This is a genomic window from Spirosoma sordidisoli (assembly GCF_004138325.1).
Classification (GTDB): domain Bacteria; phylum Bacteroidota; class Bacteroidia; order Cytophagales; family Spirosomataceae; genus Spirosoma; species Spirosoma sordidisoli.
The window spans coordinates 1750196-1777154 of record NZ_SBLB01000001.1; the positions used below are offsets into that span (position 1 = coordinate 1750196).

The following is a 26959-nucleotide window of genomic DNA, read 5'->3' on the forward strand; positions in this document are numbered from 1 at the left end:
GAGTTGCGCATTATGGGGCTTTGGCCCTATATTTGCACCCGCTAACAGCAAAAAGCCTCCTTAGCTCAGCTGGTAGAGCGACGCATTCGTAATGCGTAGGTCGCAGGTTCGAATCCCGTAGGAGGCTCATATCCCCGCTCAACCGAGTGGGGATTTTTTGTGTCTCCGGCATGAATGCCGGCGCTATTCATATGTCGTAGCTGGCTGGCTCGTTCGTTTTTTTGGTCTATTTTTTTGAGTTGGATCTTGGCGGATATGGTCCTTTTTTTCCGGCATGAATGCCGGTACCAGGCATTTGTCGTAGCTGGCCGACTCATTTGTTTTTTTGTCTATTGTCTCGACTTGATTATTGCTGGTCGGTCCCGGCTCATCCGATAAATGAATAGCCTCGGCATTCATGCCGGGGGCCTGTTTTTCGGCATTGATGCCGGTGAGCTCTTGGCCATAGCCCCTCTCCGAAACATGAATAGCCCCGACTTTTATCATTGGGGACTCTGTTCTGGCATTTCAATGGCACCTGATCACTTACCCGGTATGTACTTTGTTCGCTACACAGGTGACAATCTGCTGATTAACAGGCACCCGGATGAAACAAACCGATTCCATCATACGTTATATGGCTGTTTTTTAGTACTTTCTATGAAGTCTGTGCCGTAGCTCAACGACGTTATGAAAAGCCCATCTATGACCCCGTCCGAAAACCCGGTTCAACTTCGGGCCGCACTCAGCCTGTCAGGCAACGCCATCATGCTGTTCGAGTGCCTGCGTACGGCGCTGGGCGAGATTCAGGATTTTCGGCTCATACTGGCCAACCGAAAAGCAGAAGAAGTAGTGGGCATGAGCGAACAGGATATGCTTAATCGCAACTCTACCGATTTATTTCCTACCGCCAATACCGTTAACATATGGGAGCAGGCCCGACGCGTTGTAGAAACCGGGCAGCCGTACGAGGTTGAGTTTCAGCCCCAGCTGAACGACCAGCTCTGCACGAGCTGGTTTTCGCTGACCCTCCAGCGGTACGGCGACGGACTGGCTGCATCCTTTGTCGATATCACCGCCCTCCGCCAGCAGAAAGACCTTACCGAACGTATTCTGAACGGCTCGATCAATGGGATGGTCACCTGCGAGGCTCTGCGCAACGAGACGGGCACGCTGTATGATCTACGGATCCGGCTGGTGAACGACGCAGCTGCCCGCCTGATCCGGAAGCCAGTTAGCCAGCTGATCGGCGATACCCTGTTCAACCAGCCTGCCACGCTGGCGCAGCCGGAGCTGCTGCCGCGCTGTATCCACACCGTCGAAACGGGCGAGTCTCAACGCTTTGAAAGCCGGATCAGCGTCAATGGTATCGAGAACTGGTACGACATATCGATTTCGAAGCTGAGCGACGGACTATTGATGACGTTCATCGATATTACGGCGGCCAAGCACCACGAGCAGGAACTTAACCTGCTGATCGAAAATCTGAAACGGTCGAATCAGAACCTGGAACGGTTCGCCTACGTAGCCTCCCACGACCTGCAGGAGCCGCTCCGCAAGATTCAGTCATTTGGCGACATTCTGCGAAGCCAGTCGAGTCCGGCCGTAGACGACCATAGTCGTGAGCTGATTGACCGGATGCAGTCGGCCGCGAGTCGGATGAACACGCTTATTCGTGATCTGCTGACGTTCTCGCGGCTATCGACCCAGTCGCAGCCTTTCCGGACCATCTCCCTGCCGGAAGTGGTGAGGGATGTGCTGACCGACCTCGAAGCCACCATTCATGAGAAACAGGCGCAGGTCGAGGTAACGTCGCTGCCTGCTGTACTGGGCGATGCACTTCAGCTCCGGCAGGTGTTTCAAAACCTGATCAGCAACGCGCTCAAGTTCGCCAAACCAGCTTCTGGTCAACAAAAGCCACATATACGTATCGACTGCGAACAGGTTCCCGGCAGTGCTGTGCGACCTCTGCCCGGTCAGCCAATAGCCGCGTCTGACACCAGTCGGTTGTTTTACGCCATCAGCGTGACCGACAACGGTATTGGCTTCGACGAGAAGTACCTGGACCGGATTTTTACCATCTTCCAGCGACTCCACACCCGCTCCGAATACGACGGCACCGGCATTGGCCTCACCATTGTGCAAAAAGTAGTAGAGAACCACAGAGGCTACATCAGTGCCCGCAGCCAGCCCGGTCAGGGCGCTACATTCACCATCTATCTGCCTGCTTTGCTATAAAAAAAAGGTGATTTCTCTGGGGGTGATCGGTGGCTGTACGCCCTTGCGCCGTCCCACCAATCACCCCCAGAGAAATCACCCGCCAAATGTCGGTTCGGTTACTGGCTAGTACCGCTCGTTGCTGGCTTCCTCGTCTTCGGCGAGTTCGGTTATTTCCCGATCCAGCTCATCGTCGGAGAGGTCGTCGGCGAGCAGATCGTCGGGGGTGTCGTCCAGGTCGTCGGCGTTCGATACTTCATCGGTCGCATGGCGGGCTGTGGCGGTGTCGGTGTAGAGCAGCGTGTCGGTTGCTTCTTCATCGCCGGGGTTCATCACGTCAGGGTCGTTGTTAACGCCAAGACCCGCGTAGACCACAGCATCCATCTCGTCGTTGTTCTCGGGTACGTTGGTATTCTGGGGCGACATACCCTCCAGCGGGCCACCCGTATTCTGGTCGACGCGCTGCTGATCGGCGTTGTTTGTATTTTCCATACTGGTTTTTCGTAGTTGAGATGATCAGGTTATGGCTGGTCAGGGCTCGTTACGGGCCGTGACTCAGTCGTATGTGTCTCTAACCGACGAAGCCCCAAACTGTTTTCTGCTACTTCCAGACAACGACTTTCTGCACCTGCGCGGGCCGGTTTTCGCCCGTGAGCCGAAGCAGGTAGGTTCCGTCGGCCAACTGACTGACATCCAGCAACGTCTCTTCACCAGCCCGGACCGGCTGGGCGGGCAATACGGCCTGACCGGCTAACGACAGCAGTTCGACCTGTCCGGTAAAGGCGGGACGCACCGTCAGAAAATGATCGGTCGGGTTTGGGAAGGCCCACGGACTGACGGGCTCTTCGGGTTTGGTACCCGTAACGACTACTTTCTGCGACGTGTTTTTGAGGTATCGCAGCCCCCCTGCCCGGCTACCCAGCATCAGGTCGGGCAGCTGATCACCATCGAGGTCAGCCACAGCCGCCACCAGTCCCGCGCCTGGTAGACCCAGACCCGGCAGCGAGTCGAGCAGGGTGAGAGGCTGGTCGGGCCGGTCGGGAAAGCGGTAGATCCGGAGCTCGCCGTGGTCAGATGCCGAAATCAGCTCTGCTTTCTGGTCGCCGTTTAGGTCAGCCACTACCAGCGACCGCGCCCGATCCTGAAACACGTTGGCCGTTAACCCGCCGAAAGTCTGGTTCTGGAGCTGAAACGAAGGGCTGGTAGCCGAGCCAGCGTTGCGGTAGTAGCTGATAGTGCCGTCGTTTTTGCCGAGCAGCAGATCGAGCAACCCGTCGCGGTCCACATCGGTAAGCGTCGGTCGTTCGCCGATTTGCTGCGTACCGGGCAGCGCCCAGCTGGTAGCCCGGCTCAGATCGAACCGGACAGCCGCCCCTCTCGGAGCCGTATTCACCAGCGCCCGCATTTCTACATTGCGCGCGCCGGTACCGGTCAGCACCAGATCAACACTGCCGTTGGCATCGATATCGATCAGCTGAGGCAGCACCGATGTCAGGGCCAGCGACTGGCTGATACCCAGATAATCGGTCGTGACGAGTACGAAGGCCGGATTCTGGTTGGTGCCCTGGTTTTCGAACTGCCATAAGCCCGCCCGGTAGCTGGTTCCGGTCCGCAGACCGTCGAACCCCACCAGCAGGTCGGCATCCCCGTCGCCGTCGAGATCAGCCAGGGCCGGCGTAGCGTTCTCTCCCAGGTCGAGCATGTCTTTTTGCAGGAAATCGGTCTGTACAAACTGAAAATTGGGGTTGCGGTTGTTGCCGCGGTTTTTGTAATACCAGCCCGAAGCCCGAAAATCGAAGACCTGATTTTCGTTATACCCGACGTTGGGCGAAGCCAGCAAATCTTTTTGCCCGTCGCCGTCTACATCTTCCCAGGATACCGCCGGAAACGCCGGAAACACAATCGGTTTGCTGGCCGGAAACAAACTGTCGAAGCCGACAAAACGGGCTACGTTCGAGTTGGGTCCCGCGCCCCGCAGCCGAGCCAGGTTAGAACAGGTAACGAACCCGAACAGCAAATCTTTATTGCCGTCGCCATCGGTATCGACCACCGTCAGCGTATTGCCCGAGTGCAGCGGTCGGCCGTTGGGATTGGTACCGGCCAGGGGTGGCTTGATGGCTACCGCTCCCGCCGTAATCGGCTCGACGGAGGCCGGGGCATCGCCACACTCCAGCCCGAAGACAAAGTCATTGCAGAAATTCTTCTTGAAGTAACCCCAGCAGGGGCCCGACGTGCGTTTGAAGTCGAGGCCGTCACGTTTGCCGGTGCGCTCCACGCTCATGTTCTGCTGATACGAGATCTGATCGCCCGAGGGGTCGAAGGTGAGTACGTCGATATCGCCGTCGTTGTCATAATCGAGAATGGCCGGTGTATCGACACCCGCCACGTAGAGCGACTGTCGCCCGCCGTATCCTTCGGTCATCAGTTCGGCAGACACCAGCCGAAATGCGGGGCGCCCGTTGACGGGTTCGTTCCGGAACAGCCGGATGCTGCTGGCGCCGTTGGTGAAGAGATCTTTTTGGCCATCGCCGTCATAATCGACCAGCAGCAGCCAGCTGTAAACGGTTGGAAAAACGGCTTCGTACTCGGGCGCGTACCGCCAGGCAATTCCGCTACCGGTCGGGTTATCGATGGCTACAAAGGTGCTGAGCTTATTAGTAGTCCGGTCAAACACAACCAGATCGTCGCGGGTGTCGTCGTTGAGCCGGAGGGTCGAGTACTGGGTAGCGTTCAGCCCGCCCACCCAGGGGTTCAGCACGGCCTGGCCGTTGACGCTGACGGTTGGGCGCTGGTCGTACTGAAACCCGAAGGCCCCGTTCGATTGCGCCATACTCCACCACGGACTTACCAGAAAACAAAGCGTAAACAGCTTTTTCATTCTAATTTTGACTGGATTATTCAACACAGAGGCACTGAGGTCATCCCGTTTGCCGGCAACGAGCCCAGACTTGTTCCTGACACGACGTTGTTTTCTGTGTCTATTTGAAACGATGAAACCCGCCCGAATGTGATGGTGAACACCGAGCAACTGTATCATAAATTTCTGGAATGCACCGGCGTATCGACCGATACCCGACGAATTACGACCGGCTGCCTGTTTGTAGCCCTGAAAGGTGGCAATTTTGACGGAAACCAGTTTGCCCAGGAGGCTCTGACGGCCGGAGCCCGCTACGCCCTCGTCGACGATCCGGCCGTAGCGGCTCAGCAGCCCGACGGCTGTTTGCTGGTAGCCGACGCCCTCACGGCCCTGCAGGATCTGGCCCGCCATCACCGCCAAACGCTGACCATTCCGGTAGTGGGCCTGACGGGGTCGAATGGCAAAACCACCACCAAAGAACTCATTGCGGGGGTGCTTTCGAAACGCTACATCACCTACGCCACCCAGGGCAACTTTAACAACCACATCGGGGTACCGCTCACGGTTCTGTCCATCACCGATCAGTACGAGATGGCGGTCGTCGAAATGGGTGCCAATCACCAGCGCGAGATTGCCCTGCTCTGCTCAATCTGTCAGCCTACCCACGGACTCATCACGAACATCGGCAAGGCCCACCTCGAAGGGTTTGGCGGTATCGAGGGGGTTCGGATCGGCAAAGGCGAACTGTACGATTATCTGGCCTCAACCGGCGGGACCGTGTTCGTCAACGCGAACGATCCCGTTCTGACGGCCATGCATCAGGAGCGCAGCGGCTTCGGGCAGACCGTTTTTTACCTGGAACATAACCAGCCCGAACTCGTGCAGGAGTCGCCGGTAGCCGTATACCGAACCGACACCGGCCAGACCATCACGACCCACCTGCCCGGCCGCTACAACTTCGAGAATATGGCGGCCGCCCTGGCTATCGGGCAGCATTTTGGGGTATCGCCTGCCGAAGCTCACCATGCCGTTGCCGACTACAACCCCACCAACAACCGCTCGCAGGTGGTGCAGAAAGGCAGCAACACGGTACTGCTGGATGCCTACAACGCCAACCCCAGCTCCATGGCAGCTGCCATCCGGCAGTTTGCGGCTACCCCTGCTAAACGCAAAGTCGTTATTGTAGGCGATATGTACGAACTGGGCGACGAGAGCCCGGCCGAACACGAAGCCCTGGGGCAGCTCATTGCCGATGCCAAGTTCGACCTGGTTATTCTGGCGGGGAAAGACATGAAGTACGCGCTCGGTGCCCTGCCCAAGGCCTATTATTTTCCCGACAAATTTTCACTGCACAACTGGCTGATGGACAATCCCATGACCGACACCCATGTACTGATCAAAGGATCGAGGGGCATGAGTTTGGAGAGCGTTGTGCCTTTTATTTAACGCCCGGCGGCTACTGATGGCCAGCTTTCTCTCCTGTCGACACGCATGTTTGTTTTCCGAATCCTGTTCTTCGTTGTTTTTACCCTGCCCGTCCTGGCGCAGGACCTCCCCCGGTTCGAGTCGGAGATCCGTGCTTTCGAAGCCGCCGACAAAACCACCCGCCCACCCCGGCGGCCTATTCTGTTCACCGGTAGCTCGTCGATCCGGCTCTGGGATAACCTGGCCTCGTATTTTCCGGGCAAGAAGCTGCTGAACCGGGGCTTTGGCGGGTCGGAGCTGAGCGATGTCATTCGCTATGCCGATCGCATCATCATTCCCTACAAACCCAAACAGATCGTTCTGTACGCTGGTGAAAACGATATTGCTACCGGCAAAGTGAGCGGCCAGCAGACCTATGAGCGGTTCGTTACCCTGTTTCGTTACGTTCGGAAACGGTTACCGGGTGTGCCTTTCGTGTTTATATCCATCAAACCCAGCCCGTCGCGCCGGCAATACCGGGCTCAGGTCGACGAAGCCAACCGGCTCATCAAACAATTCCTGGCCGGCCAGTCGAAAACGAATTTTGTCGATATCGGCCCGGTTATGCGCCAGCCAAACGGCCAGACCATCGGCGCCCTGTTCAAGTCCGACAGCCTGCATATGAACGAGAAAGGCTATGTTTTGTGGGCCAGAGAACTGCGCCCTGTGCTACGGTAATTACAGCCGCATTTCCATGCAGATATCGGCCCGGGTGTAGGGCGACGGCCGGAGCGGGACTTCCACGAACCCAACCCGTTTGTAGAGTTCGATGGCGGCCACCGCTTTCCGATTCGATTCGAGCCAGATCAGACTGGCGCCCACCTCCCGGGCATACGCGATAGCCCCCAGCGCCAGCAGCTTACCTACGCCCCGGCCACGAAGCGCCGAAGCCACCGACATTTTAGCCAGTTCGTAAGTCCCCTCGCCCGTAGGAACCATAGCCGCCGTACCCACGATCTCATCGCCCTGTTTCGCCAGCAGAATCTGTCCACCGTTTGGCAGGATGTGGGTTTCGGGGTGGTCGAGCTGTTCGAGGTCGTGTTCTTCTACGGTAAAGGATTCGCTGATCCAGGCTATGTTGAGCCGTTTGAAGTCGGGCTGGTACTGAGGCTGGTAGTAGATAATGGAGATGTCGTTCATGATGATTACAGGTGGAGGTAACTGATTATTGGTAGGTAAAATAAAGAGACGTTAGGGGTGGCTTCTGGCGTCCAGCTCGGCTCGTACCCGGTCAAAAAAGCTCTGCTCGGCCAGCTGGTCTTCCATTTCCTGGACCGATATAAGCAGATTGTGCGTTTGCTGCATGAGCATCTGACGGTTCACCGTTACGAAAGCATCCCAGAGCGGCTGTAGCCGGGGCAGCATCGCCAGTCCCGCTTCGCTCAGGGCCAGGAGCCGTTTGCGCCCATCCTGATCGGACTTGGTCGATGCAATGAGATGCCGCTTTTCCAGTTCGTTGATGACCTGAATAACTGCCGGATGGGTAATGCCGAGCCGGTCGGCTATTTCCGTCACCGCAACGGGTCCCTGCCGGGCAATCAGGATGAAGATAGTGGCCCACCGAACATCGAAATCCAGACCCGACTGCCGATAAATAGCCGTAACCGCCTGCCAGTACGTTTCGCTCAGCCGCCGAAGCCGACTGGCCATAGCCAGCTCGGCCAGTTCTGCCATAAAATCCATATAAGTAAGTGATTACGTAAGCTCTTACATAGTTAATTAGTATATAGCTTGATGTCAAGCGGTAATGGATTATTTTTTCGTTTATCGGTTATCAGCCCGTACAGTCCTTGTCTTCCGGTATCTATACATCATTTATGCGCCTGTTCGCCTACCGCTACATTTTCCTGGTCGGGTTGCTGCTTATGACGCCCACCCTGCTGGCCCAGTCCATTCAGCACATCAATCCATCCGGCCTGCTGGTGTCAAAAGGGTATACCCAGGTGGTCGTTGCGCAGGGCGGCCGAACCGTGTATATATCCGGGCAGGTCTCGGCCAACGCCAAAGGGGAAATTCTGCACAAAGGCGATTTTCAGGCGCAGGTCAGGCAGGTATTCGACAACCTGAAAACGGCACTGGCGGCTGCGGGGGCCACATTCAGCGATGTCGTGAAACTGACAACCTATGTCGTGAACAGCACGGACGACAAATTAAACGCCGTGCGCAGTATCCGGACGCAGTACTATACGGGTCCTAATCCGCCCGGCAGCACCTATGTGGGCGTGCAGGCTTTGTATGATAAAGACGTGCTGATCGAGATCGAGGCCATTGCGGTCGTCCGATGACTGGTTAAAATACCAAATGGTTAGTCTTTCTGCCCGTTGGCAGCTAATTTTGCACTTTGCTAAGAAACCAATCCGGTCTGCTGCCGACCCACTGAGCCAATCGTGGGCGCTTCTGTAGACTGAAACATGTAAACTACTATATGCAAACCTCCACGTACGTCCCTTACAAGGTTAAGGACATCGCGCTGGCCGACTGGGGCCGCAAGGAAATTCGGCTTGCCGAAGCTGAAATGCCGGGTCTGATGGCTCTGCGTGCTGAATATGGCCCGTCGCAGCCGCTGAAAGGCGCTCGTATTGCGGGTTGCCTGCACATGACCATACAGACGGCAGTGCTGATCGAAACACTGGTAGCGCTGGGCGCCGATGTGACCTGGTCATCGTGTAATATCTTCTCTACGCAGGACCATGCCGCTGCTGCCATTGCCGCTGCAGGCATTCCGGTCTACGCCTGGAAAGGGATGACCGAAGAAGAATTTAACTGGTGCATCGAGCAAACGCTGTTCTTCGGCGAAGAACGCCAGCCTCTCAACATGATCCTGGACGACGGCGGAGACCTGACCAACATGGTGTTCGACGTATATCCGGAACTGATTCAGGGCATCAAAGGACTCTCGGAAGAAACCACGACGGGGGTTCACCGCCTGTACGAGCGGATGAAGAACGGCACCCTGCACCTGCCCGCCATCAACGTCAACGACTCGGTAACGAAGTCGAAATTTGACAACAAATACGGTTGCCGCGAGTCGCTGGTCGACGCCATCCGCCGGGCCACGGACCTGATGCTGGCCGGTAAGGTAGCGGTTGTAGCGGGTTATGGCGACGTAGGTAAAGGCTCGGCCGAGTCGCTTCGGGGCGCTGGCTGTCGCGTACTGGTTACCGAAATAGACCCCATCTGCGCCCTGCAGGCCGCCATGGACGGATACGAAGTGGTGCCGATGGACGAAGCCGTTACCCGGGCCAATATTTTTGTGACCGCCACCGGCAACGTCCGGATCATCAAAGACCGGCACTTCCGGGCCATGCGCGACAAGTCGATTGTCTGCAACATCGGTCACTTCGACAACGAGATCGATATGGCGTGGCTCAACGAAAACTACGGTCACAGCAAAAGCCAGATCAAACCGCAGGTCGACATGTACGAAATTGACGGCAAAGAGATCATCGTGCTGGCCGAAGGCCGTCTGGTGAACCTCGGCTGCGCTATGGGCCACCCCTCGTTTGTGATGTCCTGCTCGTTTGCGAACCAGACCCTGGCGCAGCTCGAACTGTGGGCTAACTCAGACAAGTACGAGAACAAGGTATATGTACTGCCCAAAAAACTGGACGAAAAAGTAGCGGCTATGCACCTGGCCCACGTCGGCGCCAGGCTCGAACCCCTCGAGCAGGAGCAGGCTGACTACATCGGCGTTACGGTTGATGGTCCGTTCAAATCAGAGATGTACCGGTACTAACCGCGTACAGACCTGCCTCGCTTTAGTTGGCGCAGCTTCGGAAACGGGGCTGCGCTTTTTTAGTATATTTGTTGATAGACAACCCCATCATCTTTTCGTCATGAACCGACTGTTCGCGGTGCTGCTGCTTCTGACGTCGTCTCTGCTCTGTTCAGCGCAGCAGACCACGATCGATACGCTGCATTGGAGCGCTACCCGTCGGCTACAGCTCAGCGACTTTCACAGCCCCGCCCAGCCCGGCCTGGGCGGGTCGGAGTTCTACTACCAGATCGGCTACGAAGTCCGACCGACGTCGATCGGAAGCCTGCCCGCTATCGATGCCTTCTGCCTGATGTTCCGCAACCTGTCGTGGGTATCCGAAACAGCCCGCTCGGAGCGGACACTGGCCTATAATCAGGTCCTGTTCGATCTGGTTGAAGTGCATACCCGCCAGATGAAAGCCAAGCTAATTGCGCTCGGTGCCGACCGGCGGTTTAAACAGCAGGCCAAACAGATCGAATACCTCACCAACGCCGAGCTGGGTGCCGAAGTAAACCGGTTCCGGGCCGAAACCGGCGGGGGCGACGACCTTGCAGCCCTGCAACGGTGGCAGCGGCAGGTGGTTCAGCGGCTGTACGATGTGCCCGACCTGGTAACGACCTACCGCTCGTCGAAAATAGGGTACGGCATATTCTTCGGCGGAGGGGGCGCCCTTGCCACCGGCCCGCTGGCCCAGCACCTCAACCCATCGGGCGGTATCGTGTTCGGTCTGGACCTGGCCTTCCGGCGAACGGTGCTGTTTATCCACCCCACGCTCTACAACGGCAGCGTTAAGTCCGACTTTTCGCACCAGAACAAAAAATGGGAAGCCGGTATGCCCGTCAGCCCCACCCAGCTCGAAATCGGCCTGGGGGCCATCGCCTACGAGTCGTCCCGGCAGCGGCTGATTCCCTACGTGGGCTACCGGCTGCTGGAGCTGACGCCCCGCAACCGGAACGATGAACGGTACAAAGGCTTCGTCGTGTCGGATCATGCCCCCGTAGTAGGCCTGGCCCTGGATATCAAACTGGGCAATAATACACCCCGGCCCGATCGTTCAGAAAATAGCTTCTGGTTTGTTCGTACCAAAGTATCCTACAGCCCGGTGCTGATTGGCAAGCCCTTTTCCGGTGGCCTGTTCAACCTGCAGATCGGCATCGGCGGCTTCGGACGGCTTCGTAAAGTCAACTACCGCCCCGAGCGAACAACCATTGTGCTGCCGGGCAACCTGATTTAATTACCTGATCGGCATGGTGTTTTTTATCGCTTCTTCAGACTCCCGTTTATGAACGCCATTAGCAGGCTGGCTTTTGCCGTATTTCTTTCGATCCTGAGCCAGCTGTCGGTGCAGGCGCAGACACCGGCCAGCCGCTTCACCCATGCCGACTCGCTGCGGGGTGGTCTCCGCCCCGAACGTACCAGCTACGATGTGCTTTTTTACGACCTGAGCCTGCGCGTCGATCCGGCTACCCAAACCATCCAGGGCAGCAACACCATCCGTTATAAAGTGGTGAAGCCGTTTCGGCGGATGCAGGTCGACCTGTTCGCCAGCATGGCGGTCCGATCCATTACCCAGAAAGGCAGCAACGGGCAGCTCAAACCGCTTGCCTATACCCGCGACGGCAACGCCCTCTTCATCACCCTGCCCGATGCTCCCGCGGCTGGTCAGGTTCGCGATATCACCATCAGTTATGCCGGTAAGCCCCAGATTGCCAAAAATGCCCCCTGGGATGGCGGCTTCGTCTGGCGCAAAGACACCACAACGGCCCGACAGGCCGACTGGGTAACGGTAGCCTGTGAAGGTACGGGCGCCAGTTTATGGTGGCCCAACAAAGACCACCTCTCCGACGAGCCCGACTCGATGCGCATCCGCTGCCGGGTGCCGAAAGGGCTGACCTGCGTCTCGAACGGAAAGCTGGTTGGGCAGAAACCGGCAGCCGGCGGTACACAAACCGAATGGACCTGGTTTGTTCATTACCCGATCAACAACTATAACGTAACCCTCAACATTACCGATTACGCCCACATTTCGGATACCTACACCGCCAAAGATGGCCAGAAACTGGCGCTGGACTATTACGTACTGCCCGGCAACCTGGCCAGGGCCAAAGCGCACTTCGCCCAGGTAAAGCCCATGCTGGCCTGCTACGAAACTCACTTCGGCAAATACCCTTTCTGGCGCGACGGCTACAAACTGGTTGAAACACCCTACTGGGGCATGGAACACCAGAGCGCGGTCGCCTACGGGAACAAGTACCGCAACAACGCCTACGGGTTCGACTTCATCATCATCCACGAGAGCGGCCACGAATACTTCGGCAACAGCCTGAGCTGCGCCGATCAGGCTGAAATGTGGATCCATGAGTCCTTTACGACCTATGCCGAAGCCCTGTACATGGCCTGTACGCAGGACGAAGCCCGCACCATCGGCTACCTCAACAACCAGCGGAAGCTGATTAAAAACAAGTTTCCGATGCTGGGTCCGCTGGGTGTCAATGCCGAGCAGGAAGACACCGACATCTATTACAAAGGAGCCTGGATGCTCCATACCCTCCGCTACGCCGTCAACAATGACAAAACCTGGTTTGCGGCCATCCGGGCGCTGGCGACCGAAAAACAGCGATCCATAGTATACACTGATGAAATCATCGACTTTCTGGGCAAACAGACCGGGGTGAACCTGCGCCCGCTGTTCGATCAATACCTGCGCCATGCCGACCTGCCCACGTTCGAGTACAAACTGGCTGGCAAAGGCACCGACGAGCTGGAGATGAACTACCGCTGGGTGGCCGACACGGATGGGTTCAACCTGCCCGTGTGGGTCCGGACCAGCACCAGCGACTGGCAACTGCTACGGCCTACCCGCTCCTGGCAGACTCTGACGCTCAAAGCCGGCGCCGGTCCAGTCAGCGTAGACCGGGATAAAGGCCTGTTCGACGTACGCGTCACCGCTGTCGAATAGCTGCAAACCCAGCCAGTAGACGCAGCCCCTGACTGTGGTCAACAAACCCAGCCAGTAGGCGTAGCCTCTGGCTGTGGTGAAGCGGTACGTTAGCGCGGTCTTCTTTTAAGTTTCCACTTGCTGTGGGGCGGTCGATGTGGAGCTGGCTTGCCAACCACAGCCAGGGGCTACGCCCACTTGGCTGGGTTTGCCGGCCTACATTAGCGGCTGTGGCTACTGGACCCGTTTCGTTATCTTTACATCCATCATGAAGCAACTCCTAGTTTTGATTACCCTGGCCGGGTTGTCGGCCTGCCAGCCGGGGGGATACCACCTGACCAGTCGAACCGCCCGCCGAATCGGTATTGACTCGGCAAGTGCTCCGGCCGACAGCAGCGTAGCCCGCTTTCTGCTTCCGTACCGCCAGGGCCTCGATCGCAGCATGAACGAAGTGCTGACCCGGTCAACGGGCCGGATCGAGAAAGGCCCGCCCGGCGCCCCGCTCAACAATCTGCTTACCGACGCGCTGCTGCAACAGGCCAGCCTGCGCTATGGCAAACCCATCGACTGCTCGCACCTGAACTACGGCGGTATCCGGAACAATCTGCCCGAAGGCAATATCACTACCGGCTCGATCTTCGAGGTGATGCCGTTCGACAACCAGCTGGTTATCATGACAGTTACGGGCACCATGCTCCAGCAACTGCTCGACCATTTTGCGAAAGGCGACAAACTGGTGATGGGTGGCCTGCGGGCCAGAATTCGGGGGGGGCAGGTACACGACGTTGCGTTTACCAACGGCCGAACCCTGCAACCGAACGAAACCTATACCGTAGCCATGAGCGATTACGTGGCCGACGGGGGCGACAACACCGGCTTCCTGAGAAATCCGGTCAGGCGCGAAACACTTACCTACCTCATCCGCGATACCCTGATCGATTATTTTCGGCAGCAGGGCAAGTCGGGTCAACCTATTACTCCTACATCTGATGGACGCTTTACAGTCGAATAGACGCCAGTTTCTGAAGCTGCTCGGCACCACCGCCGTCATTGGCGCGGTAGCCCCCGAGGCCCTGGCCCGGCGCGGCCCCACTACGCTGACCATTCTGCATACCAACGACGTACACAGCCGGCTCGACCCCTTCCCCATGGATGGCAGCCGGAATGCCGGCCGCGGTGGCGTGGCCCGGCGCGCAACGCTGGTCCGGGCCATTCGGCAGGAGCAGGTGGACGGCCACCCCCGCAACGTGCTGCTGTTCGATGCCGGGGATATTTTTCAGGGAACGCCCTACTTCAATCTGTACAAGGGCGAACCCGAAATACTGGCTATGAACCAGCTCGGCTACGACGCTGGTACCATCGGCAACCATGACTTCGACGGCGGCATCGACAATATGGTGACCCAGTTCGGCAAGGCTACGTTTCCGATGCTGATTGCCAACTATGACTTCAAAAACACCGTCCTGGATGGCCGCACCATGCCCTACAAAATCTTCACGAAAGAGGGCGTCAAAATAGGTGTTTTCGGCCTCGGTATCCGGCCGGAGGGGCTCATCCCGAAAGACGCTTACCGCGAAACGAAATACCTCGACCCCATCGAGATCGGGAACGACATGGCGGCTACCCTGCGCAATGACAAAAAATGCGATTATGTCATCTGCCTGTCGCACCTGGGGTTCAAGTACGACGGCCCAACGGTTTCGGATAACGTGCTGGCGGCTCAGACGCGCCATATCGACGGTATCATCGGTGGCCATACCCATACGTTCCTGGAGGCTCCCGTGCAGGTCAACAACCGCGATGGGCAGCCCGTCTGGATCAATCAGGTCGGTTTTGCCGGCATTAACCTGGGCCGGATTGACCTCACGTTCGAGAAAGGAAAAGTAACGGCATCGGGTCAGTCCGTAGCAGTGAAAGGCTGAGTTACCAGGCACGGGCTACTCCGTATAAGCATAGCCTTTTGGGCCGCCTGATTGCCTTAAACAGCATCTAAGTTCGTATCTTTGTATCATCAACGGGTAACCCGGCCACCGAGCAATCAGGGCCGCTGCCGGTCTGCTTCCGCGCCTGGTTACTCCTTCACTCTTTCGCTTTTTCGTCCATGAAATTTGGCGTTGTTGTATTTCCCGGCTCTAACTGCGATCAGGACGCGGTAGACGCTCTTGAACTGATGGACCAGCAGGTTGTCAAGCTCTGGCACAAAGACCACGACCTACAGGGCTGCGATTTTATTATACTTCCCGGCGGTTTCTCCTACGGCGACTACCTGCGTACGGGTGCCGTCGCGCGGTTTTCGCCGATCATGAACGAGGTGATTGCCCATGCCAACCGGGGCGGTTACCTGATTGGTTTCTGCAACGGCTTCCAGATTCTGGCCGAAGCCAACCTGGTGCCGGGGGTGCTGCTCCGGAATACGAACCAGCAGTACATCTGCAAAAACATTTACCTCAAGCCGGAGTCGACCGATGCGTTGCTCACGGCCGATCTGGAACGCCGGGCCTATAAAATTCCGATGGCCCACGGCGAGGGTCGCTACTTTGCCGATGCCGACACGCTCAAAGCGCTGACCGACAACGGGCAGATCCTGTTCCGCTACTGCGATGAACAGGGTAACATTACCGATGCGGCCAACCCCAACGGGAGCCTCGACAACATTGCCGGCGTAACCAACGACCGGAAAAACGTATTCGGCATGATGCCCCACCCCGAACGGGCGGCTGATCCCATCCTGGGTAATACCGACGGGCGGCTTATTCTGGAACAGATGCTCAAAGTCGTTCTGGCTTAAACAGGAGTCATCCCCAATTTTAGGGTCCTGGCATAAAAAGGCCTCCTTTCTTAGCTTTGGCATCACCAGGATTCCATAGCCAGAAAGGAGGCCTTTTCAGAACGTACTGAGGGGCTAACTGTGAAATCGCGATAATATGTGTTGACTATTAGCCAGGGAAAGCCAGCTTGTGGACGACCTAAACGCGTATTCGCAGCTTTCGCCAGGCGCCGGAAGAAATTAGTCCACCCGATACTTCGTTCCACGCTCCAGCCGGTCCGCCGGTGCAGCTTTGCTACCGGAACGAAGGTTTTTGCCGACGCTGGGCGGAAGGCATTCTCAACATCGGACTTCAGGCCGCAAACGAATCTGTAATAACTCGATTGTAGCCTTGATTACCAGCCATTTTCCAGTCGATCACCAGCACCTCACAAAATTGTTCCGATCAAGGCTACAGCCGCCGGTCCATCGCTCTCATGACCATCGGCAGCCCGGAGTCGACCTCAGGTTACCTGAAAATGAGACCTTTGAGTGGCTACGTTTCCTTCGCAGGAGCTATACCATGCATCCATAACCCGGCGGAGATCGACTTTACGCTTGCGCTGAAGCCGGGTGGGCTGGTGCCATCGAAAAAAGGTGAACCGGGCCGCCGGCGCGATTGCCGCCCACTGGTATCGGTCACAGATCAGCTTAAACCAGCTGGAGCTATCGACGAGATGGCGGCCTCCGGTAAGCCTCTTACCAGTTTATTGAGGACCAATGGCGTGTTTGATTCGGCAGACAAAGACCCCAATCGGGCGGTGGAGTTTCCCGACTCCAACTGCGTTTAGGCCTTCTTCTAATGAAAAAAAGTACAGCAAGCCCCACTCAGCGTAAAAAGATTACGTTGTGCGGGGGTTAAACTTGCCTGAGCAAACCGGGAACGGGCCTAACCACCTCTGCACACAAACACGGATGACAGTCAACAAAGCCGTCCCTCTACTCTACCGATGTAGCCCGCAGCCTGGCGTATTACACCGACGTACTGGGTCTCAAGCACACTAGGAGTGGGAAACCCAGCCCAGTTTCGGGGGTGTCGTGAAAGACGAGGTCGAACTGTTCTTTTGTCTGAAAGGTCATGGGCACCTGGCTCTCGATCACGGTCGACGATGTGGATAGCTATTATGAGACGATCAGGGCCAAAGGGGCCGTTATCGTGATGCCTCTCACCAATAAACCCTGAATATGCGCGAAATGCGGGTAAAGGACCCCGCCGGATACCTGCTGCTATGGAGTGCGAGCCGAAAAACGAACCAGCAGCTTAACCAGACACGTTTGGCCCTGGCAACAGAGAACACCATCCATTTATCCTGAAAACCACCATATGACCCAGTCCAAAGCCACCATTTCCCAGGCCTGGCCCTACCAGCAGAGCCCGATGAACCTGCCCGTTGCCGACGTCGATACGGCCCTGCCTTTCTACACAGACACCCTGGGTTTCCAGCTCGTATCACGTAGCGATACGCCCCATAAAGCAGCTACCCTTACCCGCGACACCATTCAGATCGGTCTGGCCGAAAACGGCGGTGACCCCACGCAGGATGGCTGCTTCTTCGCCGTAGACAACCTTGACAACGCCTTCGCCGAACTAAAAACAAACGGACTGCCGCAGGAACAGCCTACCTATGACTACCAGAAATACGGCGAAACGGTCTGGAAGGTCTTTTTCGTAGTGGCCCCCGACGGCCTCTGCTACTGTTACGGCGAACAACAATAAAACTAACGTCCCAGCGCGGCAATCGCTCCCGTAACCGGGCGTTGAGCATGCGCGCATACCCGTTTGCAAAACAGACCGGGGTAGGTTAGTATTACAGTTCATCGGGCGTCGCATCAATCCGTTGATGTACTATGGACAGGAAAGACATCAGTAACTTAACTCACCTTTTGAGCCGAATCGAAAGCCAGCTCAACTGGGGGTCGGCGGCAAGCTGGAGTAGTTTCGATTTTGACCGCTTAAGTCAGCAGATTTTCGAGGCAACCCATGTGCAGCTTAGCTCTACTACGCTGAAACGGGTTTGGGGACGTATAAAATCGAATCATACCCCCACCACCGTTACCCTGAACACCCTTGCCCAATTTGCCGGTTACGACAGTTGGCGAACGTTTTCACACCGAGAAACCGACACCATGGCTCCCGACATTCACCCGCCTAAACCGGCCGTTTCTCGTTCGTACAGGCATTGGCTAACGGCTGCGCTGGCCGTGTCGACCTTGACCATTGTATCCCTGCTGTTCCTGCACAATACCCGAAAACCCTACGACCCGACGTTATTCCGGTTTGCCGCCAACAAGGTCTTAACCAGGGACTTGCCCAACTCCGTTGTTTTTAGTTACGATGCCGTAGCGGCTGGTGATGATTCGGTATTTATCGCCCAGACGTGGGATGTCAGGCGTAAAACCCAGGTACCGGCCAACGGGAAGTACCATTCGGCCCTGTATCATTATCCGGGATATTTCCGGTCGAAACTGATCATTGGTAACCAGGTTGTCAAAACCCATGATATTCAGATTGCTACGGATGGCTGGCTGGGGCTGATCGAAAACGAAAACCAGCCTTTTTACTTTCAGAAACAAGAGCTGCTGACCGATAGCAGCGTGCGGATTTCTACCGATCTACTCCGTCAACATCATCTGTCGGATAGCCCCCAGCCGCCTAAAGTCCGGTTTTTCAACCAGAATAACTTCGGCCCGATCTATACCCACAACTTTCAATTCGAAACCAGCCTGAAATCGCTGGATCTGAACGGCTCAAACCCCTGCCAGTTTTGCCAGGTGTTGATTCAGTGTGTTGACGATATCATTATCATTCCCCTGTGTTCGCCCGCCTGCGTGGGTGGTATCGAGCTAATCGGATTGGGCAACTACACCCAAGCCGCCAAGGATGATCTTTCAGGCTTCGGCACGGATATGAACACCGTCACCAGGTTAAACGTGGTAGGCTCAGGCGAAAAAGTGAGCTTTTTCGTCAACGGGAAACTGGCTAAAACCATAACGGCAAAAAACCCATCGGCCCGAATCGTAGGGGTGCAATACCGGTTTCAGGGAGCTGCCGAAATAGGAAAAACCTGGTTTGTGGGCGAAAAAGGCCCCGTCATAATCCGGTAAGGTTTGAGAGAGCAGCCAGTTAGCCGACTGGGCAATAATTCACTGATTATCTGACACTTGTTTGTTACGCAAGTTGCAGAAGCACGTGGCATGAAGTTGCACGAACTTGATACTGCTTTGGTTTGGGCAAAAACAGGCCTGATAACAGTTTTGAGCAAACCAAAATCAAGTCAGGCCATGAGAAACTCACTAACCCTGTTTTTGCTGATCTGTAGCCCGCTCGTCTGGGGGCAGCAAACCAAAAAAAAGACGCCCAAACCTACATCGGCCACGTCCAGTCCGATCATCGACCTAAGCCCGGACAACTGGGAGCATCAGGCCGGCAAGGTCGAATTTATCGACCACAAGGGCACAAAAGCCATTAAGCTGAACCCAAACTCAGGCGAGGTATTTTTGAAGGATTACGTTTTCAGCAATGGCACCATCGAGTTCGATGTCGAGGTAAACCAGGCGTCTCCGTTCCCGGCGGTTTATTTTCGGAGGAAAGGGAATAATGCCGAGCATGTGTACCTGCGAACGGGGGCATCGAACCGGCCACAGGCAGTTGATGCGGTGCAGTATGCAGCCGTTGTCAATGGGGTCAACCTCTGGGATCTGGCCCACGAGTACCAAACCAGTTGCAACCTGAAAATCAACGACTGGAACCACCTGAAACTGGTGGTAAATGGGGCGCAGCTTCGGGTCTATGTAAACAACCTGGCCGAACCCGTTCTGGACGTACCAGCTTTGGAGGGCAACACCTCGGAAGGGCAGATTGGCCTATCCACGGGTTTTCCGGGTGAAACCGTATTCGCCAACCTTACCGTAACGATCGATACCGAAGGCCTCATGGCCTCCGCTGGTGCCGATCTGACCCGGCACGACACCCGTTACCTCAGGCACTGGCAGGTTACGAAACCAGCCAGTTTGCCGGTGGGCACCGAAATTACCTCGCAGAATTTACCCCAGCCAGGAGCTGAATTCGAGCATATATCGGCCGAGCGACGTGGACTGGTCAACCTCTCCCGAAAATTTGGGGGCGATCCCAACCGCCGGTATGTGTGGCTCAAGGCGACCCTCAAAGCCGAACAGGCGCAAAGCCAGATGCTGAAACTGGGCTTTAGTGACGAGGTGTGGGTGTATCTGAATCGCGTACCCGTCTATGTAGACAAAGACAACTACATTCAGGGTATGCGAAAAAGCCCCAACGGGCGTATTTCGCTGGACAATTCGCAGTTTCCGATTCACCTCAAGCAGGGCGAAAACGAACTGCTGATAGCCGTGGCGAACAATTTCTACGGCTGGGGTATTATGGCCAGGCTAGAGCACCTGGAAGGGGTAACCATTCTGAAGTAAAGGGTAATCGCACCATACGAGGGCCTTCTGGTTTGAAAAAGTAGCCAACTGATCCCTATCGGTGATCGGTGGATAGCTGACAGCCCCAATAAAACATAGGCAACCCCGATAAGCCCTTCGCCAGGCTGAAGACCATTGTTTAGGTTTCCAGAGGGTAGAAACAAGGCTTAGAGAACCCGTTATTTTATGGGTGTACGGGGTAGTTCGGAATGTTACGGCCGAGGTAGATGTGGCGCTCGGCCTTGTACATGTTGCCTGCGTCTATCAGTTTCAGAATGCCGCTGCCACCCCGATTATCCAGTTTCTGCCGTTTGGCGGGCGTAAGCAGCGGGTCGTCGTCAAACACGAATTCGTCGATGTAGTATTCGGTGAGGCCCGGCTCTTTGATCGTGACATGGATATGCGCCGGGTCGCTGTAGCCGGGGTACGGGGCCGGGCGTAGGGTCACGAATTTGTACTCGCCTTTCTCGTTGGTGCGCATCCAGCCACGTAGGGAGCCGTGCCGCCGTTCCCAGCCCGTTGCGCCTTTTTTGGCCACGTAATGGCCGGTTTCGTCGGTGTGGTACACGTAGAGAATAACATTAGGCGCCGGTGTTTTTCCGTCGGCTTTGTACACAATCCCGTTGATGCCCAGCGGCTTTTTACCCGTCCAGGTGGCGTCGGGTAGTTTGGCTAACATGTCCAGTTTGTCGAAGGGTACCGGACTTTCGTGAATCGCTTCGCAGCCCTCGCAGGGGCCACCTACTTGTTTATCCTGTGCATGGGCCTTCAGTGCAACCAGCAGCAGAACGACCAGCAACGTACATACCTGATTTTTCATGGCTTGTTTTTTTGGTAAAGCAACGAATACCCACCGGCAGACAAAAAAATAGTAGAGCAACGACCCGAAAAATCGACCTGCGAAAATACCCCTTCCCGTCCTCTACTTTTTGCGCTGTTGGTCGATAAAATTTTCAGCGTACCGGCCTTTTCAATTCATTTACAGCGGGTTTCGTCAAGCCCGGCCCCCGCATATGGATTTTCTGGACCGTCGCATCACCATTCCGCTCACCACCCGCACCACCACCGTCAAATACGCGCTGGTACATACGGCTTATTGGGTATTGATCACGGGCTTTTTCCTGTACGAAAAGCGCTACCTGATCTACAAGGCGGGTCTACCCTATTTCGTTGCCTGTGTGGTGGTGCGGGTGGTGCTGCTCATCGCCATTGCCTACCTCAATATTCACTACCTGCTCCCTCGCTACCTGCTGGCGGGGCGTTATGTCCGGTATTTTTCGCTCGTCCTGCTGGCTATTCTGGGGTATCTGCTCGTGCAGGCCTTCTACGACTATATTCTCTATGGGTACGTGATTGCCCCCACGCGTAGCCGCGACTGGCTCGAAACGCTCTCGTATAATTTCTTCAGCACGCTCTGGTACCTGGGGCTGATGGTGCCGCTCAAACTGAGCATCGACTGGTACCAGCAGCAGCGAGTATTACAGCAGATTACGGTCGAGAAGTTACAGGCCGAAGTCAACTTCTTGCGGGCGCAGATCAACCCGCACTTTCTGTTCAACGTGATGAACAGTCTCTACGCTCTGACGCTTAAAAAGTCGGATCTGGCTCCCGAAATGGTCTTGAAACTTTCCGACATGATGGAGTATATGCTCTACGACAGCGACGAGCTGACGGTGCCGCTCGAACGGGAACTCAAGTACATCCAGACTTATATCGACCTCGAAAAAATCCGGTGCGGTGGCGAGGCCGACGTAGCCCTGCGCATCGATGGGCACCCCAACGGGCAGGAGATTGCCCCGCTATTGCTGCTGCCGCTGGTTGAAAATGCGTTCAAGCACGGTGTGAGCCGGCAGGCTGGCAAAGCCTGGCTACACAGTACCGTGACGCTCAACCCAACCACCGTTGAAATCACCGTCGAAAACAACAAACCGGCCGTTTACACGGGCACCCAACCCGCCGAAACCAGAGGGGGCTTTGGGCTGGCGAACCTGCGCAAACGGCTGGAGCTGCTGTATCCGGGCCGCTACACGCTCCGTACTGAAGAAGGTTCCGACACCTACAAAGCGGCCCTCTTTATTTCGTTCACCAACCACTAACACCAATGACTACGCCCGTACGCTACCTGCTGATGATCATGCTGTTTGTTGCGGCTACGAACGTACCCAGGCCGGGCGTACCGTCCACCTTCGCCTGGACGAAGTTACTCGATGCAGGCCCCTGGAGGAAGAGTTATAACTTCCAGTTGTTTAGCCACCACGATACCCTCTGGGCGTTTCATCCCGATGGCACCTGGTTCTCGGCCGATGGGCAACACTGGGTCAAGTCGCCCCTGCGCAACGCCATCGACAACCAGGCGTTTCTGGATTATGTGCCCTTTAACAACACGATGCTGGGCCTCGGCCATTTCACGGGCAACATTGACCGGTACACCTTCCGACCCGATATTTACCAAAGCCCCGATATGAAGCACTGGAACCGACTCGCAGGCTCGAATCTGCCTCAGCGGTTTTTCTACCATCCGTTTGTGTTTCAGAATAAGATCTGGATCATTGGTGGCGAAGATAAACGAACCCAATTTGCCGACATCTGGAATTCGGCCGACGGCGTTCACTGGCAACGGGTGAAAGACAACCTGCCCTTTGGTAAACGCAGCAGCAGCCAGGTTGTGACGCTCAACAACCGGCTGTATCTGCTCAACAACGATGTGTGGTCGTCGGCCGATGGGCTGAACTGGCGGCTCGAAACCCCCGAAATTGTGAAGGGCGCGTCTATTTTTGGCTATGCGGCCGTGGTCCTGGACGGAAAAATCTGGCTATTGGGCTGTAACCGAAACGGGCAGTTCAGCAGTCAGGTGCTGGTCAGTGCCGACGGACGTGCCTGGCAGGGGCAAAATGCACCCTGGTCGCCACGCGGGGGTATTGCCGCCTGCGCACATCGCGGAAAAATATACATGACGGGCGGCAAATACGGCGGGCAGGATACCGCCCACCCCGACTTTGTCTATAGCAACGATGTCTGGGTACTACAAGCTAACTAACTATGAAACAGATTATCCTGCTACTTGGCCTGGCCATCAGCTTCGTTGGGGCCACACGACCCTCGCCCCAACCATCGGTATTCGTGGCCAGTACGCCCTGTGATCTCATCCCCCGCATCTGGCTCGGTATTCCTACCGATGCCTCCTGCGAGTTTATCAAATGGACGCTGTCGCTCAGCCGCGACCCGCGCAATCAGGCCCCGGCAGCGTACCTGCTTCACTACACCTACGGTATAACGCAGCCCAACACCACGGGCTTTGCCAACGGCGGCACCACCCGGCAGAAAACAGGCCAATGGCAGCAGGTTCGCGACGCGCAGCAACGGACGGTTTATCAGTTAGGCACCAGCCCGGCAGACACGACCATCCGTCTGGTCAAACTGGACGACAACCTGTTACACCTGCTCGACCCACAGGGCAAACTGATGATTGGTCATGCAGGCTGGAGTTACACCCTAAACAAACGCTAACGCACTGATGAAAGCGACCCTCCTTACCCTACTACCGTACCTGATCGTCAGCCTAAACGCGATTTACGCGCAGGAAGCCCGGCCAACAAACGTACCCGGTAAAACCACGTCCCGAACGCCCATACCCGAGGGGCCGTCGGTGACGGGCGAATTTCACGGGCGGTTCCCCTGCGCCGAAATCGCCAAAGACTGGAAAGTAGCTATTGCTCCCGGCCAATGGAAAATGAAGTGGGCATTGACCTTGTATCAGGATCCCGCCACCGGCCAGCCTACCACCTACCGGCTGCGAGGTACCCTAAACCGGGCCGCCACCCGCGAGGGTACATGGGCCATCGTCACGGGTACCCCCACCGACCCCACCGCCATCGTGTATCAGTTGGATGCCGACAAGCCCAACGTATCGGTCTACCTGCTCAAAGGCGATGATGATGTGCTGTTTATACTCGATCAGCAACGCCATTTCCGTATCGGAACGGCCGACCTGAGCTATACCTTGAACCGGGTCGTAAATTAACCTGTACCCCGGAAACACCATGCTCCGCTGCGTGATTGTCGACGACGAAGTGCTGGCCCGCGAGATCCTGCACAACTACCTGAGCCGGTTGGAGGGCATTGGCGACGTGCATTCATTCGGCAACGCCTACGACGCCCTGACGTACCTGAACACCGAGATCGCCGATGTGTTGTTTCTGGATATTGAAATGCCGAACCTAACGGGCATCGAGTTCCTGAAGTCGCTGCTGAACCCACCCATCACCGTGTTTACGACTGCCTACCGGAATTATGCCTTCGAGGGTTTCGAGCTGGGGGTGATCGACTTTCTGCTCAAGCCCATTGCCTTCCCCCGCTTCGTGCAGGCCGTAGACAAAGTGCGTGAATTCATGGCCCTGAAAGCGCAGCAAATTCAGGTCGACGCGTCGCCCGTCAATGCATCGCCCGATACCATTTTCGTGAAGAGCGGGGTGCAGCGCATCCGGCTGGCGCTCGACAGCGTGACCTACATCCAGGGGCTTAAAGATTACGCCATCATCCACACCGATACCGGCAATATCGTACTTAAAGGATCGATCAAAACAATGGAAACTCTTTTCCCACCAAATCGATTTATACGCGTTCATAAATCGTTTATCGTGGCACTGTCGCGCATTAGCCGCCTTGAGCGTAATCGGTTACTGCTGAATGCCAGCCACATTCCTATTGGTCGAAATTTCCGTAGTAACCTGGAAACGGCTTTGTCCAGTATCCGCTAATGCCCTGATAGCCTCGTAAACTTAACTTTTGGGATGATTAGGTAATGCACGATACTTGTACATTGACTGGATCAAGACGCAAACAAATGTGAAAAATCAAATCCTCGATTGCTATGACTTTATAGAGTGCGTACAGAAAATACAGCGTTTTACTGAACGATAACAACATAAACCAGTTTTGTACTATTAGCTGATTTAGTCAACGTTCTTACCCTACCTATGCAGGATTTAGAGCACCAGCACAAGGAGCTCATCAAGGATCGAGAAGATTGAATAAAAGCGGCAGCACAGAGGGCACGCGAAGCAATTGATAGATCAGTAAACAGGAGTAATCCCAAATCTTGGGTGAGGTCGAATGCCAGCATCAGCGCACTCGAGATGGCTGCATAAACAGCAATTCTAAACCACGCCAGTTGTAAGAGCGAGCGTAGAAAATCATATACCAGACTTACGTTACCCGATAGTTTCTCAGTTCTCCCAGAACCGTAACCGGGGCGACTCCATGCCTAACTCGGCCTTACCTGGCCACAAAAAGACCTCCTTTCCGGCTTTGGCGTTGTGGTCGGTGCGCAAAGCTAAGAAAGGAGGCTCTTTTGAGTCAACCCATCAAGATTAGGGATGACTCATGGTTGTTTATGGACAGCTTACTGCGCTACCGCTGCCAGCGCCGGGTAATCGGTATACCCCTTCTCGCCGGGCGTGTAGAATGTGTTGAAGTCAGGCTGATTCATCTCAGCACCACTTTGCAGCCGCTCCGCAAAATCGGGATTAGCAATGACCGGACGGCCAAAAGCCACCAGATCGGCCTGACCGCTTTCCAGAACAGCTTCGGCCCGCTCCGCATCGTAGCCTCCGCTCAGGATCAGCGTGCCGGTGAAACGAGTCCGAATGTCGTCAACGATATGGGCCGGTACGGCGGGCGCACCCATAGCCGCGTGATCGACCAGATGCAGGTACACGATACCCAGCGCATTCAGTTTTTCGGCCAGGTACCGGTAGGTTTCGTCGGTTTCCGGATACGGATGGATGTCGTTGAACACACCGTAGGGCGATAACCGCACCCCCACTTTATCGAACCCGATAGCTTTTCCAGCCGCTTCGGCCGCTTCGAGCAGGAAACGACTGCGGTTCTCAACGCTACCGCCGTACTCGTCGGTGCGCTGGTTCGTGTTGGGGCTGATGAACTGCTCGATCAGGTAGCCGTTGGCGCCGTGCAGTTCGACCCCGTCGAAACCGGCCTCGATCGCGTTTTTCGACGCCGTTACGTACTCCTGAATGGTTTGCTTCACCTCATCGGTCGTAAGGGCTCGGGGGGTTGGGTGATCCTGCATCCCTTCGGTATCGGTATAGATCTGACCGGCAGCCGCAATGGCCGACGGGGCAATCAGTTCGGCATCACCCACCAGATGACTGGCGTGGCCGATCCGGCCGGTATGCATGAGCTGGATAAAGAGTTTACCCCCTTCGGCATGAACTGCGTCGGTCACTTTCCGCCAGCCAGCTACCTGAGCCGCACTATGAATACCCGGAATGCGCGCGTACCCTTCGCCGTTGGGCGAAGGCGATACCCCTTCCGTAATGATCAGGCCAATAGACGCACGCTGCGCATAATAGGTAGCCATGATGTCGGTCGGCAGGTGATCGGCCGTGGCCCGGTTACGGGTCATGGGGGCCATAACCAGGTGGTTCGTCAGCGTCAGATTGCCCAGACGAGCTTCTGAAAACAGTTTTTGTGCCATGTGTT

The 26959-nt window shown here is 56.1% G+C and carries 26 protein-coding genes and 1 tRNA gene; 20 read left to right on the forward strand and 7 right to left on the reverse strand.

Going from position 1 to position 26959, the window contains the following annotated elements; translation table 11 throughout:
- Positions 1-54: 54 nt before the first annotated feature.
- Positions 55-127 (forward strand) — tRNA-Thr (locus EQG79_RS07505).
- Between the two features lie 56 nt (positions 128-183).
- Here EQG79_RS07505 and EQG79_RS07510 read toward each other — a convergent pair.
- Positions 184-486, reverse strand: a complete 303-nt coding sequence (locus EQG79_RS07510) for a hypothetical protein (RefSeq protein WP_129600983.1) — start codon at positions 484-486, stop codon at positions 184-186.
- A gap of 198 nt (positions 487-684) precedes the next feature.
- Here EQG79_RS07510 and EQG79_RS07515 point away from each other — a divergent pair, with 198 nt between their 5' ends.
- A complete protein-coding gene (locus tag EQG79_RS07515) occupies positions 685-2217 on the forward strand; it encodes a sensor histidine kinase (RefSeq protein ID WP_206445576.1) in 1533 nt (510 codons plus the stop codon).
- 105 nt (positions 2218-2322) lie between these two features.
- Here EQG79_RS07515 and EQG79_RS07520 read toward each other — a convergent pair whose 3' ends face one another.
- Together EQG79_RS07520 and EQG79_RS07525 are read right to left on the reverse strand one after the other, a co-directional pair.
- A complete protein-coding gene (locus tag EQG79_RS07520; RefSeq protein WP_077920716.1) occupies positions 2323-2688 on the reverse strand; it encodes a hypothetical protein in 366 nt (121 codons plus the stop codon).
- A gap of 109 nt (positions 2689-2797) precedes the next feature.
- The gene (locus tag EQG79_RS07525) at positions 2798-5074 is read right to left on the reverse strand and encodes an FG-GAP-like repeat-containing protein (RefSeq protein ID WP_129600985.1); all 2277 of its coding nucleotides are present in this window, start codon (positions 5072-5074) and stop codon (positions 2798-2800) included.
- 132 nt (positions 5075-5206) lie between these two features.
- Between EQG79_RS07525 and EQG79_RS07530 the strand changes: the two genes are divergently transcribed.
- On the forward strand, positions 5207-6499 hold the full coding sequence (locus EQG79_RS07530) for a UDP-N-acetylmuramoyl-tripeptide--D-alanyl-D-alanine ligase (protein ID WP_129601166.1): 1293 nt from the start codon (positions 5207-5209) through the stop codon (positions 6497-6499).
- 45 nt (positions 6500-6544) lie between these two features.
- The gene (locus tag EQG79_RS07535; RefSeq protein ID WP_077920713.1) at positions 6545-7195 is read left to right on the forward strand and encodes a GDSL-type esterase/lipase family protein; all 651 of its coding nucleotides are present in this window, start codon (positions 6545-6547) and stop codon (positions 7193-7195) included.
- Here the strand turns inward: EQG79_RS07535 and EQG79_RS07540 are convergent, their stop codons facing one another.
- Both EQG79_RS07540 and EQG79_RS07545 read right to left on the reverse strand, forming a co-directional pair.
- Positions 7196-7657 carry a GNAT family N-acetyltransferase gene (locus EQG79_RS07540; RefSeq protein ID WP_077920712.1) on the reverse strand — a complete coding sequence of 154 codons (462 nt, stop codon included), beginning with the start codon at positions 7655-7657 and terminating at the stop codon, positions 7196-7198. It abuts the gene before it with no gap.
- 51 nt (positions 7658-7708) lie between these two features.
- Positions 7709-8200 carry a MarR family winged helix-turn-helix transcriptional regulator gene (locus EQG79_RS07545; protein ID WP_129600986.1) on the reverse strand — a complete coding sequence of 164 codons (492 nt, stop codon included), beginning with the start codon at positions 8198-8200 and terminating at the stop codon, positions 7709-7711.
- A gap of 134 nt (positions 8201-8334) precedes the next feature.
- Here EQG79_RS07545 and EQG79_RS07550 point away from each other — a divergent pair, with 134 nt between their 5' ends.
- The 11 genes from EQG79_RS07550 (at position 8335) to EQG79_RS07600 (ending at position 20458) form a co-directional block, all read left to right on the forward strand.
- Entirely contained in the window at positions 8335-8802 is a 468-nt protein-coding gene (locus EQG79_RS07550) for a RidA family protein (RefSeq protein WP_206445577.1), read from the forward strand.
- A gap of 140 nt (positions 8803-8942) precedes the next feature.
- Complete coding sequence (ahcY, locus tag EQG79_RS07555; protein WP_129600987.1) at positions 8943-10253, forward strand: adenosylhomocysteinase; 1311 nt, start codon at positions 8943-8945, stop codon at positions 10251-10253.
- 100 nt (positions 10254-10353) lie between these two features.
- Positions 10354-11508, forward strand: a complete 1155-nt coding sequence (locus tag EQG79_RS07560; RefSeq protein WP_077920709.1) for a hypothetical protein — start codon at positions 10354-10356, stop codon at positions 11506-11508.
- A gap of 48 nt (positions 11509-11556) precedes the next feature.
- The gene (locus EQG79_RS07565) at positions 11557-13233 is read left to right on the forward strand and encodes a M1 family metallopeptidase (protein WP_129600988.1); all 1677 of its coding nucleotides are present in this window, start codon (positions 11557-11559) and stop codon (positions 13231-13233) included.
- A 247-nt stretch (positions 13234-13480) separates the two neighbouring features.
- Positions 13481-14224 carry a 5'-nucleotidase C-terminal domain-containing protein gene (locus tag EQG79_RS07570; RefSeq protein ID WP_129600989.1) on the forward strand — a complete coding sequence of 248 codons (744 nt, stop codon included), beginning with the start codon at positions 13481-13483 and terminating at the stop codon, positions 14222-14224.
- Entirely contained in the window at positions 14202-15134 is a 933-nt protein-coding gene (locus EQG79_RS07575) for a bifunctional metallophosphatase/5'-nucleotidase (protein ID WP_129600990.1), read from the forward strand. The genes EQG79_RS07570 and EQG79_RS07575 overlap by 23 nt, the downstream gene beginning before the upstream one ends.
- A 179-nt stretch (positions 15135-15313) precedes the next feature.
- Complete coding sequence (gene purQ / locus EQG79_RS07580) at positions 15314-16000, forward strand: phosphoribosylformylglycinamidine synthase subunit PurQ (protein WP_077920706.1); 687 nt, start codon at positions 15314-15316, stop codon at positions 15998-16000.
- 497 nt (positions 16001-16497) lie between these two features.
- Positions 16498-16809 (forward strand): hypothetical protein, encoded by a 312-nt coding sequence (locus tag EQG79_RS07585; protein WP_129600991.1) that lies wholly within the window; start codon positions 16498-16500, stop codon positions 16807-16809.
- A 533-nt stretch (positions 16810-17342) separates the two neighbouring features.
- Positions 17343-17735, forward strand: coding sequence for a VOC family protein (locus EQG79_RS07590; RefSeq protein WP_129600992.1), 393 nt, complete (start codon positions 17343-17345; stop codon positions 17733-17735).
- A gap of 167 nt (positions 17736-17902) precedes the next feature.
- Complete coding sequence (locus EQG79_RS07595; RefSeq protein ID WP_129600993.1) at positions 17903-19123, forward strand: hypothetical protein; 1221 nt, start codon at positions 17903-17905, stop codon at positions 19121-19123.
- 177 nt (positions 19124-19300) lie between these two features.
- Positions 19301-20458 carry a LamG domain-containing protein gene (locus EQG79_RS07600; protein ID WP_129600994.1) on the forward strand — a complete coding sequence of 386 codons (1158 nt, stop codon included), beginning with the start codon at positions 19301-19303 and terminating at the stop codon, positions 20456-20458.
- 184 nt (positions 20459-20642) lie between these two features.
- On the opposite strand, the gene EQG79_RS07605 is transcribed toward EQG79_RS07600, so the two are convergent.
- A complete protein-coding gene (locus EQG79_RS07605; protein WP_129600995.1) occupies positions 20643-21278 on the reverse strand; it encodes a dioxygenase family protein in 636 nt (211 codons plus the stop codon).
- 193 nt (positions 21279-21471) lie between these two features.
- Between EQG79_RS07605 and EQG79_RS07610 the strand changes: the two genes are divergently transcribed.
- The 5 genes from EQG79_RS07610 to EQG79_RS07630 are packed head-to-tail and all read left to right on the forward strand — an operon-like array spanning position 21472 to position 25215.
- The gene (locus EQG79_RS07610; protein WP_129600996.1) at positions 21472-22554 is read left to right on the forward strand and encodes a sensor histidine kinase; all 1083 of its coding nucleotides are present in this window, start codon (positions 21472-21474) and stop codon (positions 22552-22554) included.
- A 5-nt stretch (positions 22555-22559) separates the two neighbouring features.
- Entirely contained in the window at positions 22560-23495 is a 936-nt protein-coding gene (locus tag EQG79_RS07615; RefSeq protein ID WP_129600997.1) for a Kelch repeat-containing protein, read from the forward strand.
- A 2-nt stretch (positions 23496-23497) separates the two neighbouring features.
- Positions 23498-23965, forward strand: coding sequence for a hypothetical protein (locus EQG79_RS07620; RefSeq protein WP_129600998.1), 468 nt, complete (start codon positions 23498-23500; stop codon positions 23963-23965).
- A 7-nt stretch (positions 23966-23972) separates the two neighbouring features.
- Entirely contained in the window at positions 23973-24479 is a 507-nt protein-coding gene (locus EQG79_RS07625; RefSeq protein WP_129600999.1) for a hypothetical protein, read from the forward strand.
- Between the two features lie 19 nt (positions 24480-24498).
- Positions 24499-25215, forward strand: a complete 717-nt coding sequence (locus EQG79_RS07630) for a LytR/AlgR family response regulator transcription factor (protein WP_129601000.1) — start codon at positions 24499-24501, stop codon at positions 25213-25215.
- A 644-nt stretch (positions 25216-25859) separates the two neighbouring features.
- Here the strand turns inward: EQG79_RS07630 and EQG79_RS07635 are convergent.
- The gene (locus EQG79_RS07635) at positions 25860-26954 is read right to left on the reverse strand and encodes an alkene reductase (protein WP_129601001.1); all 1095 of its coding nucleotides are present in this window, start codon (positions 26952-26954) and stop codon (positions 25860-25862) included.
- Positions 26955-26959: the final 5 nt, after the last annotated feature.